Origin of the sequence: Variovorax ginsengisoli (assembly GCF_030811835.1) — a bacterium.
Classification (GTDB): domain Bacteria; phylum Pseudomonadota; class Gammaproteobacteria; order Burkholderiales; family Burkholderiaceae_C; genus Variovorax; species Variovorax ginsengisoli_C.
Window position 1 is genome coordinate 68,947 of the sequence record NZ_JAUSRO010000011.1, and the last position, 15,117, is coordinate 84,063.

Genomic DNA, 15,117 nt, shown 5'->3' on the forward strand with positions numbered 1-15,117 from the left:
TGGTCCCGCACCAGCCGGCGACGCGACACGTTTTCCCGGCCATGGGACAATGCGGGCCGCCTTTCCCTTGTTCTTCCCATGCCTCCTTGGCACGGGCCCGTCCGGCCCTCAAGCACCATGCGCGCATTCACCCTCTCCGATTTCGACTTCGACCTGCCACCGGCGCTGGTCGCCCAGCATCCCGCAGACGAACGCACGGCATCCCGCCTGCTCGATGGCACGGATGACGCCCCTGTCGACCGCATCTTTCGCGACCTGCCCGACCTGCTGCGCAGCGGCGACCTGCTGGTCTTCAACGACACCCGCGTGGTCAAGGCACGTCTCTTCGGCGAAAAGCCGACCGGCGGCAAGCTCGAACTGCTGGTCGAGCGCGTGCTGCAGGGCCAGGAAGTGGTCGCGCACATGAAGGTCAGCAAGAAGCCGCCGGTCGGCACCGTGCTGCAGATGGTCGGCGGCTTCACGGCCACGCTGGTCGGACGCTGGCCAGCAGACGACGGCGCCCTCTTTCGCTTCGTCTTCGCCAGCCCGGCCGGCGAAGACCCGTACGCAATCATGGCGCGCTGCGGCCACGTGCCGCTGCCGCCGTACATTGAACACACCGATTCCGCCGAAGACGAGAGCCGCTACCAGACGGTGTTCGCGCGCGTCCCCGGCGCCGTGGCCGCACCGACCGCCGCGCTGCACTTCGACGAGGCCCTGCTGACCGCGCTCGACGCACGCGGCGTGCAACGCGCGAACGTCACGCTGCACGTCGGCGCCGGCACCTTCCAGCCGGTGAAGACCGAGAACATCGCCGAGCACACGATGCACGCCGAACGCTACGAGGTCCCCGAGGCCACGCAACGCGCCATCGCCGATTGCAAGGCGCGCGGCGGCCGCGTGGTCGCGGTCGGCACAACCACCGTGCGCACGCTCGAATCGTGGGCCAAGAGCGGCGTGGCGTCAGGCGACACGCGCATCTTCATCACCCCCGGCTTCGTCTTCGAACACGTCGACGTACTCATCACCAACTTCCACCTGCCCAAGAGCACGCTGATGATGCTGGTGAGCGCGCTGGCCGGCTACGAGCGCGTGATGGCGCTGTATGCCCACGCCATCACCCACCGCTACCGCTTCTTCAGCTACGGCGACGCCATGCTGCTGGCACGACAGGACTGACCCCATGCTGAACTTCGAACTGCTCACCACCGACCCGACCAGCCACGCGCGCCGCGGCACGCTCACCCTGAACCACGGCGTGGTGCAGACCCCCATCTTCATGCCCGTGGGCACCTACGGCACCGTCAAGGGCGTGATGCCGCGCAGCCTCGAAGAGATGGGCGCGCAGATCATCCTGGGCAACACCTTCCACCTGTGGATGCGCCCGGGCCTCGACGTGATGGCCAGCTTCGGTGGGCTGCACCAGTTCGAGAAATGGGACAAGCCCATCCTCACCGACTCCGGCGGCTTCCAGGTGTGGTCGCTGGGTGCGATGCGCAAGATCAGCGAGGAAGGCGTGAAGTTCGCGTCGCCGGTCAACGGCGACAAGCTCTTCCTCACGCCGGAGGTCTCGATGCAGATCCAGACCATCCTCAACAGCGACATCGTCATGCAGTTCGACGAATGCACGCCGTACGACACGAACGGCCACATCACGACCGAGGCCGAGGCGCGCACGTCGATGGAACTGAGCCTGCGCTGGGCCAAGCGCTGCAAGGCCGAGTTCGAGAAGCTCGAGAATCCCAACGCGCTCTTCGGCATCGTGCAGGGCGGCATGTTCGAGAACCTGCGCGAGGAATCGCTCGCTGCGCTGGTCGAGATGGACTTCCCCGGCTATGCCATCGGCGGCGTGAGCGTGGGCGAGCCGAAGGCCGAGATGCTGCACATCATGGGTCACACGCCGCACAAGCTGCCTGCGAACAAGCCGCGCTACCTCATGGGTGTGGGGACGCCCGAAGACCTGGTGCAGGGCGTGGCCGATGGCGTCGACATGTTCGACTGCGTGATGCCCACGCGCAATGCACGCAACGGCACGATGTTCACGCGCTTCGGCGACCTGAAGATGCGCAACGCGCGCCACAAGATGGACCCGCAGCCGGTCGACCCGAGCTGCACCTGCCATGCGTGCGCGGGCACATCAGGCATCAGCTGGAATGACGGCGGCCGCGAAGGCTTCAGCCGCGCCTACCTGCACCACCTCGACCGCTGCGGCGAGATGCTCGGCCCGATGCTGTGCACCATCCACAACCTGCACTACTACCTGAATCTGATGCGCGAAGTGCGTGAAGCGCTCGACGCGGGGCGCTTCGACGAGTTCCGCGCAAAGTTCAAGGCCGACCGCGCCCGCGGCGTGTAGCCCGCGTCGCAAAAAGCAAAGAGCCCGCAGTGCGGGCTCTTTGCTTGTTCGTGAAACACCGCGGAACCGGCTATGCCGGGCCGCAGGTTTTGCCCCCGGAAGGGGGTGGCGCTGCGACACGAAGTGCGCAAGCCTGGGGGCGAGCCTCACCCCCGCAGTTCGGCCGGCACGGTGCCGCCGTTGGCTGCGATGCGCGTCATGACCTGGCGGTGCAGCCAGAGGTTCCAGCCCGCGGAGCCCGGCTCGTCGTTGCCGGTGTAGATCAATTCATTGGCCAGTTCCTTGCGCGCGGCGAGGCTGCTGTCCAGGCCGAGCAGCTTCAGCAGGTCGACGATGGAGGTGCGCCAGTTCAGCGCGCTCGCGCCAGGCATGGCGTCCAGGATGGGGGTCACGTCACCCAGCGGAATCGAAGGCGGCGGCGCGACCGGGGCCGGCGCGCCCGCAGCAGCCGCTGGTGCGGGTGCCGGCGCAGCGGTCACCTCGGCAGCGTTGGCCGACGGAAAAATCTTGGAAAAAATCTTGCCAAAAATGCTCATGCGTACTCCTTGAATATCGGATTGGTTCTGTGAAATGCGGCGCTGGGCGCCGCATGGACTTCTATCACGCGGGCAACGCGCCGGCCATCGTTTCCCTGAGCGAAAGTGTTTGCTTTTGTGCCGACGTGCCGCATGCAGGACAGAATTTCGAGAAGGCGCTCTTGCGCGCATCGCAGGCCCCGCAATGGTCGAACAGGCCGATACCGCAATGGGGGCAGAAGTCGATTTCGGGGTTCTTCAGGTCGACCGGGCGCTCGCACCCCGGGCACACGCCCTTGGACAGGCGGGTGAGCGCGGTGTCGTAGCTGAGCTCCTCGCGTCGCACCAGCTCCGGCTGCGCTTCGGCCAGCCTCTGCCGCGCCAGGTAGCGGTTGAGTGCCGCGATGGCATAGCGCCCCGCCACCACCGTGACCACGATGCCCACCACGTAGCGCACATAGCCACCGTAGCTCGGCAGGTAGGGCACCAGTTCGACGAAGAAGGCGAACAGCGCGAAGAAGATGAAGCCCCAGACGAAAGGCCAGTAGGTGCCCTTGCGCTTCTTGGCGAACAACCAGCCCGCCACGACCAGCAGCGGCAGCGTGAGCGCCAGCCGGTAACCGAAGACGCGCATCTCCGAGCGGCGGAGTTCCGCATCGAGGCGGCCCTGCGCCTCGCGCTCTACCGCGCTGAGCGCCTGCTGCGCAGCGGCCTGCGCCTGCTGCGCATCGAGCGCGATCTGCCGCTGCGCATCGACCCGGGCCTGTGCCTCGTCCTCCTTCTGCTTGAGCAGATCGAGCCCGCGGGTGCGCGCAATGAGTTCGGGGTCCTGGTCGGGCTGCGCGGTGGCGCGGCGCGTGGCGATCCAGTTTTCGAAGGTCTCTCGTGCATTGCGGCTGGCCGTCTCGGCCACGCTGAGCTGCAACCCCGCCTGCTCCAACGCATCCGACGCTTTTTCCTGGGCGGTTTCGGCAGCTTGGACCCGCGCGTTCAACGGCCCGGCGACGGCCGGGTCCATGAACTGCTCGACGCGCAGCCGGCCTTCGACCTGCGGCAGGTCGTTCACGACCGTGCCACCCAGCCCGATGAGCGAGGCGGCAAACGCCGCCGCCACGACCCAGAGCCCGCGATGGAACCACTTTTCAGACAGACGCAATGACTTGCTCATTTTTCTCTACTCCTTGATGTCAGAAGGCCACGTTGGCCAGGGGCGGTAACACGACCGGTGCGGCGCCCAGGCCCGCGCGCGGCAACCAGGCGAACACCGAGTCGACGGTGACCGTCTCGATGCGGTCGGAAAACCGCTTGTCCCCCGGATGATCGTCGAACGCCACGTTGGCGGCCGTCAGGCGTCCGCCAAGCCGCGTGAGCGGACTGAGCCGCAGGGCGGTGGGCTCGTAGCCCTTGAACTGCAACCAGGCCTGGGCCTGGGCGCGCGTGCGCACGATCTCGGGCTCCATCGCGGCGGCCAGGGTCTCGGTCACCCACTGGTTGGACTGCTGGTAGGTCTGGCCCCACGCATAGCTGACGATGCTGTAGGGCGCCGTATGCAGGCGCGTGATGCGCGCGGGCGATTGCTCTTCGAGCAAGGCAAGGAGCTGTGCCTGCACCGCGGGCGTGGGCACGGCCCAGGCCGCCTGGTAGCGCCAGAGATCGTCGAGGAAGAACTCGCCGAGCCCCTGCCGGTACACCGCTGCCACCGCAGTGCCGCATTGGTTGAGCTTGTGGACCACGCGCCAGGGGCCCTCGCCGGTCTTGTAGGCGATGCCCAGGTGCGACCAGCGCAGGCCGTACTTGCTCAGGTCCTGGCCGGCACGCGCCAGCAGCACCACGCGTGCGCCGCTGGCGTCCAGCGCCTGCGCGGTGCGCAGCGCGAGGTCCATGCCCCGCGTGACCAGGGACGGCGACAGCTTTGCCGCCTGGCACGAACGACCCGCCTGCGCCTGGACGGTGAACCCGCCAAGGCCGGCCAGCACGACGAACGCGATGGCGGCGTGACGGCGGTTCATGTGAGCTTCTCGTTGTGCAGCAACGCGCGGCCGATCGCGTTGGGGATGAACGCCAGCACCTCGCCGGCCGCCGAGAGCACGACACCCGTGCCGATCACACTGACGAGCACCGCCGTGCCGGCCAACGTCGACACCCCCTGCGCTGCGCGGCCCGACACCCTGATGCTGGCACGCGCGCCGTCGGAGACGCGTTCGAGCAGATAGACCGTGCCTTCGGCCGAAGCTTCGACCGCGACCACCGTGAGCATGGCCCCGCCGACCGACAGCGCCACGGGGAGCGCGACCACTGCGCTGGCCGCCGTGCCGGCCGCCGCGGCAGAGCCGACCACCGAGGCGACCGGCATCAGGGACAGCGCGGCCGAGGCCTCGCTCTGGGCGCTGGCCGGCGGCGAAACGGCAAGGCCGGCGAAGGTCAGGGAGACGGTCAGGGCGGTGGCCAGGCAGGCCGCACGCAGGAATGACTTCATGAGGGACTTTCGATGAAAGGAAAAGGAAGCCAGCGGCAAGGAGCGCGAGCCGGACGGATCGATCAGTCAGCCTGCGCCGCTTCGACATGCGCCTCGCGACGGCCCTGCAGACGGGCCTCGGCCAGGTCGGCCTCGTGGCGGTCGCGCAGCGTCTTGGCCAGCGTGAAAGCCGAGCTCACGAGGAACAGCCAGCTCACGCCCAGGAAGGCCTTGTAGGTGTCGTTGATCTCCATGCGCAGGAGGCCCCAGCCGGTCAGGCCCATGGCGGTGAAGAAGCCGCCCCAGACCACCAGCTTCCACATCGGCACGTCCTTGCCCGCGGCACCGGCGCCGTTCTGGTTGTCACGCACGAACTTCGCGAGTACGAACACGGCCGACAGGCAGAATACATAGCCCATGACCATGAATGCCCGGTCCAGCGACTGCCCCGGCAGCCAGCCCAGCCCGGTGCCGCAGAGGAACACGGCAAGGCCGAACGACACCCACACCTGGTATTGCCAGGCGCGTGAGTCACGTTGAACGAAAACGGTCGGGGAAGATGCTTGCATGGCGGCCTCGCGGCGTGGTGAAGGTGAACGAATGATCGAACACCCCAGCGCCGGAGTACTTGACTGGACGCATCAGTCCTGCCACGCAGACCGAAAAGTATCAAAAAACGATACCTTCCGGCAATGAAATCACTCAACTGCGGTGCATATCTTCTCGCGTGAAGGGCCGCTCCACGCCAGCCATCCAGACCGCAATGTCTTCCAGCAGGTCCTGTGTCGGCGCCGGACGGCCTGGCGGAAAGAAGACCAGTGGCAGCAGCAGGCCAACCACCACCATCGGCCAACGCAGATCAGGATGCGCCCGCCGGTGCGCCAGGCCCAGGAAGACCGCACTCACCGTCACGCCCAGCAGGTAACCGGCCACCACCTCCGACACCGAATGCGCATCCACCGCCAGCCGCGAGACGCCGATGCCGGCGGCCAGCAGCCAGCCGAAGATCGCCGCCGCCACGCGCGCGCGGTGCCCCCAGCGCGAAGCCAGCAGCCACAACGCCACCGGCCACACACTGGCGGAGATGGCAGTGTGTCCGCTGAAACCGGTGAAGTTGAGCGCGCGGCTGCCCACGCCCCAGCCCAGAAACGCGAGCTTGGACCCGAGGATGAGCAGGCTGCCCGCGCCGAACACCAGGCACCAGAGCCAGGCGACCGGCCGCGTGCGCGGCGCCACCGCCAGCGCCAGGGCGATCAGCAGCGACACCGGTATCAGCAGGCCGCTGTCGCCCAGCCAGGTGAAGGCTTGCCAGAAGCCGAGGGGCAGCAGCGAATGAAAGCCCCAGGCAGCGTTGTTCGCGCCCATCAGGCCACCAGCAGCCGCGTCACGTGCGCATGCAGCGCCACCGGCTCGACCTCGGCACGTGGCACCGCGGCGCCCACGTTCAGCCCGACCCGGCTCCACACGCCGCGGCGGAAGGGCCGCGCCATGGCCACCTGCTTGCCGTCACGGCGCTCCACGCGACTGAAGAACGAGCCCCAGAGGTTCGTCAGGGCCATCGGGATCACCGGCGGATGGACACCGTGGCTCTCGGCCATCTCGACGATCTTCACCACACCGCCGCGAAAGGGCTGCAGGCTGCCGTCGCGCGTGAGCGCGCCTTCGGGAAAGATCGCCAGCAGATCGCCTTCGCGCAGCACCTGCACGGCCTGCACGAAGGCACGTTCGTAGGCCGTCGGATCCTCCTTCTGCGGCGCGATCGGAATCGCCTTGGCCAGGCGGAACAGCCAACCGAGCACCGGCACCGCGAAGATCTGGTGGTCCATGATGAAGCGGATCGGCCGCGGGCTCGCCGCCATCAGCAGCACCGCGTCGATGAAACTCACGTGGTTGCACACCAGCACCGCCGGACCTTCTGCCGGAATGTGCTCGGCGCCCCGGATGCGAAAGCGGTAGGCGACGCTGGACACGCCCCACGAAACGAAGCGCAAGAGGTACTCCGGCACCAGCATGAAGATGTAGAAGGCGACCACCGCGTTGGCGATGCCGGTGATCAGGAAGATCTGTGGAATCGTGAATCCCGCGCCCAGCAGCGCGCCGGCGAGCACGGAACTCACGATCATGAACAGCGCGTTCAAGATGTTGTTGGCCGCGATGATGCGCGCCCGGTGCGTGGGCTGGCTGCGCATCTGGATCAGCGCGTACATCGGCACGCTGTAGAGCCCGGCAAACAGCGACAGCAGCGCCAGATCGGCCATCACACGCCAATGGGCGGCCTGCGCCAGGAAGGCGCGCAGGCCCATCTGCGGCACGGCAGGCAGGCCGCGCGAGGCGACATACAGGTCGACGGCGAACACGCTCATGCCGATGGCCCCCAGAGGCACCAGACCGATCTCGACCTGCCGGCGGCTGAGCACTTCGCACAGCAGCGAACCCGCGCCGATACCCACCGAGAACACCACCAGCAGCAGCGAGGCGACCTGCTCGTCGCCGTGCAGCACCTCCTTGGCGAAACTCGGGAACTGGCTCAGGAACACCGCGCCAAAGAACCACATCCACGAAATGCCCAGCAGCGAGCGGAACACCACCACGTTGCCATGCGCCAGCTTCAGGTTGCGCCAGGTCTCGCTGACCGGGTTCCAGTTGATGACCAGCGACGGATCGGTGGCCGGCACCATCGGAATGCGCTGGGCCACGCCGCGCCCAACCAGCGCCAGCCCCAGGCAGGCCGCAGCCACCGTCGTGTGGCCGATGCCTGGCAACGCGACCAGCAGCCCACCCGCGACCTGGCCCAGCAGGATGGCCAGGAAGGTGCCCATCTCGACCATGCCGGTCCCGCCGGTGAGTTCGTGCGGTTGCAGCACCTGCGGCATGTAGGCGAACTTCACCGGCCCGAAGAGCGTCGAGTGCAAGCCCATCAGGAACACGCAGCCCAGCAGCACCGCCGCATCGGCACGCCAGAACCCCCAGGCGGCCAGCACCATGATGGCGATCTCCAGGTTCTTCACGAACCGGATCATCCGGGTCTTGTCGAGCTTGTCGGTCAGCTGGCCGGAGGTCGCGGAGAACAACAGGAAGGGCAGGATGAACAGCGCGCCGATCACCAAACCGGCCATCGCAGGCGGCAGCCAGCTGACCTGCAGCTGATAGGTCACCATCACGGTGAAGGCGAACTTGAACAGGTTGTCGTTGGCCGCACCGGCGAACTGGGTCCAGAAAAAGGGCGCGAAGCGCCGCTGGCGCAACAGCGCGAACTGGTTCGCATGCACAGGATGGTCGGGCACTGTATCGGCAGGGGGCATGTGCGAAGGGGAGGAAGTGGTCATGGCAAGGTGCCGGGCAGGCGGGCGAACGGTCGGAGGTCGGGCGATGGCGATCGCTGCGCAAGGATTGTGCAGCAGCCGTTCGACGACCCTAAGTCACAGGTGGCGGGCGGCCTCCGGGAATCGACAGAAGACCGATTGCAGCCACCGCGGGTATCTTCAGGCCATACCGCAACCCTTCGTTCCTTCGCCATGAGCACCACCATCGACCTCGTCCACGCCCTCAAGGGCGAACTCAAGAGCGCACGCATGACCTATGCCGATCTGGCGCGCGCCCTCGGCCTGGCGGAATCGAGCGTCAAGCGCATGCTCGCCAAGGGCGACATGCCGCTGAGCCGGGTCGACGCCATCTGCCGCGCACTCAAGATCGACTTTGCCGAGCTGGCCCGTCGCGTGGCCGATGCGCAGCCGCTGCTCACGTCGCTCACCCAGGCACAGGAGCAGGCGGTGGTGGCCAACAAGAAACTGCTGCTGGTGGCGATCAACGTGCTCAGCCAGTGGACGCTCGAACAGATCATTGGCGCCTACCGCATCAGCGAGACCGAGTGCATCGCGTGCCTGGCCCAGCTCGACCGCATCGGCATCATCGAGTTGCGGCCGCTCAACCGCTACCGGCTCAAACTCGCCAAGACCTTCCGCTGGCGCCCGCACGGGCCGGTCATGAACTTCTTCAGGGAGCACGTGGTGCTCGACTACTACCGCGGCGGCTTCGACGGTCACGGCGAAAGCATGCTGCTGGTGCACGGCACCATCAGCCGCGCGCTCGCGCCCGCGTTCGTCGACCGGATGCAGCGGCTCGCGCAGGACTTCGCGCAGCAGCACCAGGCCGACCAGAAGCTCGCCCCGGCCGACTGCGAGGGCTACACGCTGCTGCTGGGCATGCGCAATTGGGAGTTCGAGCTCTTCGCGAACATGCGCAGACAGGCCGGCGCAGGTGCTTAAGCCACGGGCTCGCTGGTGAACACCGTGAGCACACCCGTGTAGCCGTACACGTGGTTGCGCGCGATCTCGCCATTGGCGAAGAAGCCGACCAACGGCACGTCGCCCAGTGCGTGACGCACGACCTGCAGCTCGGCCCCTGGTGCACCGAAGTGCGGCCCGCCACGACCGACGCAGCTCACGTACACCGCGCCCGCGATGCGGCGTGCCGGATGCGGCGCCGATTCGGCCTCGCACCCAGCCACGGCGCGGGCGGTGGCCAGCGTCTGCTCTTCGGGCTCCAGCTCTTCTCGGATTTCCGCGCAGATGCGCATCAGGTCGGCGCGCGCGGCCTGCGCGTTGCGCCGCACGAAGCTCAGGTGCATGCCTGGCTCGACCATGTCGGCAATCGCCACGCCGCGGCGTGTCGGATCGAGCCCGATGATGTGGCGCACCAGCACGTCGGCGCCCAGGTCACCGGTGCGACGCAACCCGTCGCTGCCCGCGTCCGACAGGCCGACCATCGTCGCACGCACAGTCTCGATGGCGGGCTGCGGCCGGTCCAGGGAAATGTCCAGGTCGCGCAGCAGCACGTCGAGCGCAGGCTCGCCGTCGAGCTCGAGCAGCAGATTGCCGTCGCAGGCGCTCACCACATGCTGCGGCGACACCGGCTGGCAACCTTGCGTGACGCGCGAAATCAGCCGCACCCCTTCGCCGAACACGACGCCCGACAGGCCGCCGGAAAACACGCCACCCGCGGCACCGTGCCCGCGGATATTGCCGTTGCCGCCAACGGCGAACTGGATGAGCTCGCCGCGCCCGGACGACAGGCCGCCAAACAGGTAGCCGGTGTCGGTGCGGCCCGCCATTTCGCCGATGAGGTCGGGCAGGTCGTGGGTGACCGGGTCGGCATGGACCAGCGCGGTATGGGCCTCGAAGCCGGTCATCTCCGCGCTGCCCAGCGGGGCGACGCCGGAGAATACGCGAAACTGGTCGCTCGGCAATTCGCACAGCATCAGGCTGAGCGCCGGCTCCTCGAAATACTCCGCATTGTTGGCGCACACGCCAATGCCCACGGTGCCTGACCAGTCGGTGACTTCAGGCAGTTCTGCGCTCAGGTGGTCGAGGATGTGCTGCGCCTCGGATGCGTAGTGATCGGTGATGTAGAGCAGGCCCAGCGTCGGCGCGCTGGCGTGGTCGGGCAGCGCCATCTGCGCGCGCACCTGGGCCAGCACGAGTCCGGCCGCCATCTGCCATTGCGGATGCGTGGCGTGGCCGGTGGGAAACAATTTCATGGCGGTGTCGGTTCGAGGGTCGGAACCTCAGCGCCCCTTGGCGGGGGCGCGTGCGGCGGGGGTCTTGCCAGCGGCCTTCTTGCGAGGCGCCTTGGCGGGAGCAGAACGGACGGCCGGCTTCTTGCGCGATGGTACGGCGGCGGTCTTTCCGGCCACCGGGCTCTTAGCGGACTTCACGGCTTTCGCAGATGTCGCCGCCTTGCCGGTGGCTGCGCCTGTGGCCGCCGAGGGCATGACCGGCATCTGGAGGTGCGCGGCATCCTTGAGCGCACTGCTCGCGATCTGCTGGAACTGTTGCGTGAGGGCACCCCACCACTGCAGCGGATCGACCACGCCAGCGCCTTCGGCACCCGGTGCGGCAGCAGCGGCTGGGGCATCCGCGGCCGCCTGTGCGTCGTCCGCTGCGTTCGCATCGTCGGGCTTTTGGGCATCCGGGGCTTCGTGCGATGCCGTCGCAGGCGTCGCCGAAGCCGACGGCGACGGTGCGCTCGAAAAGAAGGCAGCGCCAAAAGGCGCCGGTGCGGCGGCGGCGGAAGCTGTCGGCGATGGCGCAGCCGCGGCCGCAGTGCGCGTGAACGCGCTGGCCAGGTCTTCCATGCGCACGTTCATGCCGCGCAGGGTCGACAGCGTCATTTTCTGCACCTCCAGCGCCTGGATGGTCGCCTTGAGCGCGTGGCCGTTCTGCTCGAGCCAGTACTGCACGGTCTTGAGCTCCTGGATCCGCTTGTCGACCTCTTCCACGCTCAGCGTGGGCGCCACCCAGTTCGACAGGCTGGGCATGCCGGGCACCGCGCCGCCCGTGGCTCCGCTGGCGTGCGTCGTTGCCAGCTTCTTGAGAAAGTCGAAGCCCGGGACGAACTGACTGAAATCGAAGGAAGGGGTGGTGGCGCTCATGGGGTCTCCTGCTGAGTCTTTGTACGTGCAGCTTACTCCAGGGCGCTGCCCCATTCACCTGCGAAAAGGCCGGAAAAGGCCCTTTCCCTCAATGGTGATGCGCGGGTGCCGACGCCGCACCATCGGGTGCCGCCAGGCGCACCTCCACCGGCACCACCAGGCTGCTGCGCGCGCCCTTGGCATCCTCGAATTGCAGCGTCACGGGCACCGTCTTGCCCGACGTGATCGGCTGCTTCAAGTCCATCAGCATCAGATGGAAACCGCCGGGCTTGAGTTCGACGGTCTGGCGCGCGGGCAGCTCGACACCCTTGACTTCGCGCATGCGCATGGTGTCGCCCTCCATCTTCATCTCATGCACCTCGGCAACACCGGCCACCGGCGTGGAGGCGCCCACCAGCCGTGCACCGGCCGGTGCGGTCAGCTTCATGAAGGCGCCGGTGCCGCTCTGGCCCGGCACGGCGGCACGGATCCAGGCGTCCTTCACGTCGACCGCGGCCACGCCGACGGGCAACACGTCGAGCCGGGCGGCGGGGTTGTCGACGCCCGCGGTGGACGTGCCGCTGGCGGGCACGTTCGCCCAGTCGACGCTGCCCGTGTCGCAGGTCTGCAGCACCTTGAACCACAGCGGGCCCGGCGCGGCGGTCAACTTGCCCCGCACGATGAATTCGGCGCGTTCGCTGGAGGGCAGCGCAGCCTGGGCCGATTCGGCCGTCCAGCGCACCTCGCCGTCGCCGGCCTTCTGCACGTCGAGCTTCCAGCCCTTGCGTTCCTGTGCATCGGCGAGCGAGAAGCCCTTGGGCAGCCGCACGGTGATGCCGGTGGTTGCCTTGGCGCCCTGGCAGGCGTGGCCGACACGGAAGGCGGCCTCGTAGTCGCTGCCGACGGTGGCGCCGCCCGGCGGCAGGGTCACGTGGGCCGATGCGGCGGCGGCGCCGGCCAGTGCAGCGCAGGAAAGAACGGCCTTGAGAAGGGGGGTGGATGTCATTGCGTGTCCTTTGGAGAGTTTGGAGTCACAGGTCGAAGCGGAGTTCGGCCGAATAGGTGCGTTGCGGGTACGGGTGGAAGTTCCAGTACTGCGCGTTGTTGGCGTTGTCGATGCCGACCGCGGCCGACCATTGCCTGTCGATGCGATAGCGCACCCGCAGGTCGACGGTGAAGTACTTGCTGGCGCCGAAGTAGGCGTCGGCGTTCACGTCGCTGTTGTCGAGATTGGAGTACTGGCGTCCGCTGTAGCGCGCTGCGGCGGTCAAGGCCCACTGGTCGTCGGGCCGGTAGGTCGCGTAGACGGTGGAGCGCCAGCGCGGCACGCGCGGTTGCCACTTGCCCACGCTGGCCGGAAAGGCGGCATTCGCCACGGTCTTGGAGTCGGCGTAGGTCAGGCTGCTGCCGACTTCGAGCCCGCGGATCACGAAATTCTGCCCGCTGTAAGCCAGCTCGACGCCCGTGGTGCGCACCTTGTCGACGTTCTGGACGCGCGAGACCGTGGAGCCCGCAATCAGCTGGCTGAAGAGCGCGTCCTTCGTGGTCTCGTGGAACAGCGTGGCGCGCGCGAGTCCGTTGCCGAGGTCCTTTTCAGCCGAGAGTTCGCCGGTCCAGGATTTCTCGGGCTTGAGGTTCGGGTCGTTGATGAACGAGAGCGCACCGCCCGAGGTGGCGCCATACAGCTCGCCCACGGTCGGGTAGCGCACGGCGCGGCCCAGCGCGGCCTTGAGCACAGTGTCGCCGGTGAGCTGGTAGGCCAGCGCGGCCTTCGGCGAGACGTCGGATTCATTGCGCGTCGCATAGGGCAAGGCATTGGCCGTGGTGGCGCTGAAGCCCTGGCTCGCCTGCCAGTCCTCCAAGCGCAGGCCCAGCACGGCCTTCCACTTCGGCGCGAAGGCCCACGCATCCTGCAGCCAGGCATTGACCGTCTCGGTGCGGCCGCCGACGTTGCTGAGCAGCGTGGTCGGCGCGCCGTTCTGCCAGTCGCCCGCCACGTTGGTCTTCAGGATGCCCAGGTGATAGGCATCGCGGCCCACGCCGAAGTCGACGATGTGCGCGCCGCCCACGCCCTGCGGGCGCCAGGTGCCCTTGGCCGCCAACGTGTTCCAGCCGGTGCCGTCCTGGCTCTGCAGCGTGCCCGCGCCGCCGTCGGCAGCGCGCGGCAGCGCGATGGTCGGGGCGCGCTGCTGGTCCTTCGCGTAGTCGTAGAGGCTGGCCGAGACCTCCCAGTCCCATTCACCGCGCGTGTTGCTCTTGACCGAGAGCCCGTGCATGTAGTGCGTCTGGCTGTCGTTGGTGAGCGCAAAGGCCGTGGGCGCCAGCGTGTAGGTGCGCCCGCCGATGCTGACCGGGCCGCTGTAGACCGTCGCGCCCGCCGCGTTGCGCAGGTAGCTCTCCGAGCGGCCTTCGGAGGTGTTGCCCCACCAGCCGAAGGTGTAGGCCGCACGCACCGTGGGCGAGAAGTCGTAGGCCAGCTTGATCTTCGCGTGGTCCTGCACGGTGTGGTACTGGGTGCCGGCGCCCAGGATGTACCAGGGCGTGTTGGTCGTGTTGAGCCCGCGCAGTGCGCCCGTCACCGGCACGCCGGCGCCGCCCGACGTGCCGGAGGCCACCGTAGCGGTCGTGAAGGTCAGCGGCTGGCCCTGGCTGTCGGTGCGGTTCACATCGATCCACCATGACCAGTCGCCGCTCCTGCTGCCGAGCGAGGCGCTGGTCTGCCAGCTGTTGAAGGTCTTGTTCGTGCTGTAGAGGTTGTTGGGCTGCGACGCATAACCGGCCTTCACATGCGCTTCGAGTTGGGTCGGCATGCGCGTCACGTAGTCGACCACCGCACCGGCCGAGTTGCCCGGATAGGCGGCCGAGAACGGCCCGTACATCACGTCGACCCGCTCGATCTCCTCCGGCGTGACCAGGCCCCAGCGCGGCGCGAAGTTGGTGCCGTTGGCGATGCCGTTGCCCAGGTAGTTCGACAGCAGGATGCCGTCGGCATACACCGCCGAGCGCGCGCTGTTGCCGGTGCCCGAGGCGCGTGTCGAGAGGATCGCGTGGTTGTAGTCACCGATGTACCGCTTGCGCACCAGCAGGCTGGGCAGGTACTTCAGCGCATCCTCGCTGTCGGTCGCGTTGATCGAGCTTTCGATCTGCTCGCGCGTGACGCCCTCGATGGTGGTCGGGATCTGGGTCGGCAGTGAGCTCGGCTGCCCGCCAGTGACGGTCACGATGCCAAGCGACTTGCTGCGCTCGGGTGCGGCGTCGGCTTGCGCGAAGGCCGACGCAGCGAACCAGGGAAATGCGGCGCCCAGCGCCAGCGACAGAACGGTCCTGTTCATTGAAAACTCTCCAGCGCCCATGGGCGCCCTTCTTCATCCGGGAAATTCGCAGCGCGGCGCAGGTGCGCGAG

General features: G+C 67.8%; 14 protein-coding genes. 3 read left to right on the top strand and 11 right to left on the bottom strand.

The features are described 5' to 3' along the window. Nucleotides 1–117 precede the first annotated feature (117 nt). Together queA and tgt are read left to right on the top strand one after the other, a co-directional pair. Complete coding sequence (queA, locus tag J2W36_RS17330; RefSeq protein WP_307690997.1) at nt 118–1,158, top strand: tRNA preQ1(34) S-adenosylmethionine ribosyltransferase-isomerase QueA; 1,041 nt, start codon at nt 118–120, stop codon at nt 1,156–1,158. A 4-nt stretch (nt 1,159–1,162) separates the two neighbouring features. Continuing rightward, nucleotides 1,163–2,335: a tRNA guanosine(34) transglycosylase Tgt gene (gene tgt / locus J2W36_RS17335; RefSeq protein WP_307690998.1), complete on the top strand. Its 1,173-nt coding sequence runs from the start codon at nt 1,163–1,165 to the stop codon at nt 2,333–2,335. Nucleotides 2,336–2,481: 146 nt separating this feature from the next. On the opposite strand, the gene J2W36_RS17340 is transcribed toward tgt, so the two are convergent. From J2W36_RS17340 to J2W36_RS17370, 7 genes are all read right to left on the bottom strand, one after another. Further along, nucleotides 2,482–2,871 (bottom strand): DUF3597 domain-containing protein, encoded by a 390-nt coding sequence (locus J2W36_RS17340; protein ID WP_307690999.1) that lies wholly within the window; start codon nt 2,869–2,871, stop codon nt 2,482–2,484. 64 nt (nt 2,872–2,935) lie between these two features. After that, complete coding sequence (locus J2W36_RS17345) at nt 2,936–4,018, bottom strand: zinc ribbon domain-containing protein (protein ID WP_307691000.1); 1,083 nt, start codon at nt 4,016–4,018, stop codon at nt 2,936–2,938. Nucleotides 4,019–4,037: 19 nt separating this feature from the next. Beyond that, a complete protein-coding gene (locus J2W36_RS17350; protein WP_307691001.1) occupies nt 4,038–4,859 on the bottom strand; it encodes a DUF2145 domain-containing protein in 822 nt (273 codons plus the stop codon). Next, complete coding sequence (locus tag J2W36_RS17355; protein ID WP_307691002.1) at nt 4,856–5,326, bottom strand: hypothetical protein; 471 nt, start codon at nt 5,324–5,326, stop codon at nt 4,856–4,858. Before J2W36_RS17355 ends, J2W36_RS17350 begins: the two co-directional genes overlap by 4 nt. 62 nt (nt 5,327–5,388) lie before the next feature. Then, the gene (locus tag J2W36_RS17360; protein ID WP_307691003.1) at nt 5,389–5,874 is read right to left on the bottom strand and encodes a YiaA/YiaB family inner membrane protein; all 486 of its coding nucleotides are present in this window, start codon (nt 5,872–5,874) and stop codon (nt 5,389–5,391) included. 133 nt (nt 5,875–6,007) lie between these two features. Then, the gene (locus J2W36_RS17365) at nt 6,008–6,670 is read right to left on the bottom strand and encodes a phosphatase PAP2 family protein (RefSeq protein ID WP_307691004.1); all 663 of its coding nucleotides are present in this window, start codon (nt 6,668–6,670) and stop codon (nt 6,008–6,010) included. Continuing rightward, a complete protein-coding gene (locus tag J2W36_RS17370; protein ID WP_370869342.1) occupies nt 6,670–8,631 on the bottom strand; it encodes an MFS transporter in 1,962 nt (653 codons plus the stop codon). The genes J2W36_RS17365 and J2W36_RS17370 overlap by 1 nt, the downstream gene beginning before the upstream one ends. Nucleotides 8,632–8,820: 189 nt before the next feature. Between J2W36_RS17370 and J2W36_RS17375 the strand changes: the two genes are divergently transcribed. Beyond that, nucleotides 8,821–9,570, top strand: a complete 750-nt coding sequence (locus tag J2W36_RS17375; RefSeq protein ID WP_307691005.1) for a helix-turn-helix domain-containing protein — start codon at nt 8,821–8,823, stop codon at nt 9,568–9,570. Here the strand turns inward: J2W36_RS17375 and J2W36_RS17380 are convergent. The 4 genes from J2W36_RS17380 to J2W36_RS17395 form a co-directional block, all read right to left on the bottom strand. Further along, a complete protein-coding gene (locus J2W36_RS17380) occupies nt 9,567–10,841 on the bottom strand; it encodes an FIST signal transduction protein (protein WP_307691006.1) in 1,275 nt (424 codons plus the stop codon). The two genes, J2W36_RS17375 and J2W36_RS17380, sit on opposite strands and share 4 nt — an antisense overlap. Nucleotides 10,842–10,868: 27 nt before the next feature. Next, complete coding sequence (locus J2W36_RS17385; RefSeq protein ID WP_307691007.1) at nt 10,869–11,735, bottom strand: PhaM family polyhydroxyalkanoate granule multifunctional regulatory protein; 867 nt, start codon at nt 11,733–11,735, stop codon at nt 10,869–10,871. Nucleotides 11,736–11,823: 88 nt separating this feature from the next. Next, nucleotides 11,824–12,720: a copper chaperone PCu(A)C domain-containing protein gene (locus J2W36_RS17390; RefSeq protein WP_307691008.1), complete on the bottom strand. Its 897-nt coding sequence runs from the start codon at nt 12,718–12,720 to the stop codon at nt 11,824–11,826. A 25-nt stretch (nt 12,721–12,745) separates the two neighbouring features. Continuing rightward, complete coding sequence (locus J2W36_RS17395) at nt 12,746–15,046, bottom strand: TonB-dependent receptor (protein WP_307691009.1); 2,301 nt, start codon at nt 15,044–15,046, stop codon at nt 12,746–12,748. Nucleotides 15,047–15,117: the final 71 nt, after the last annotated feature.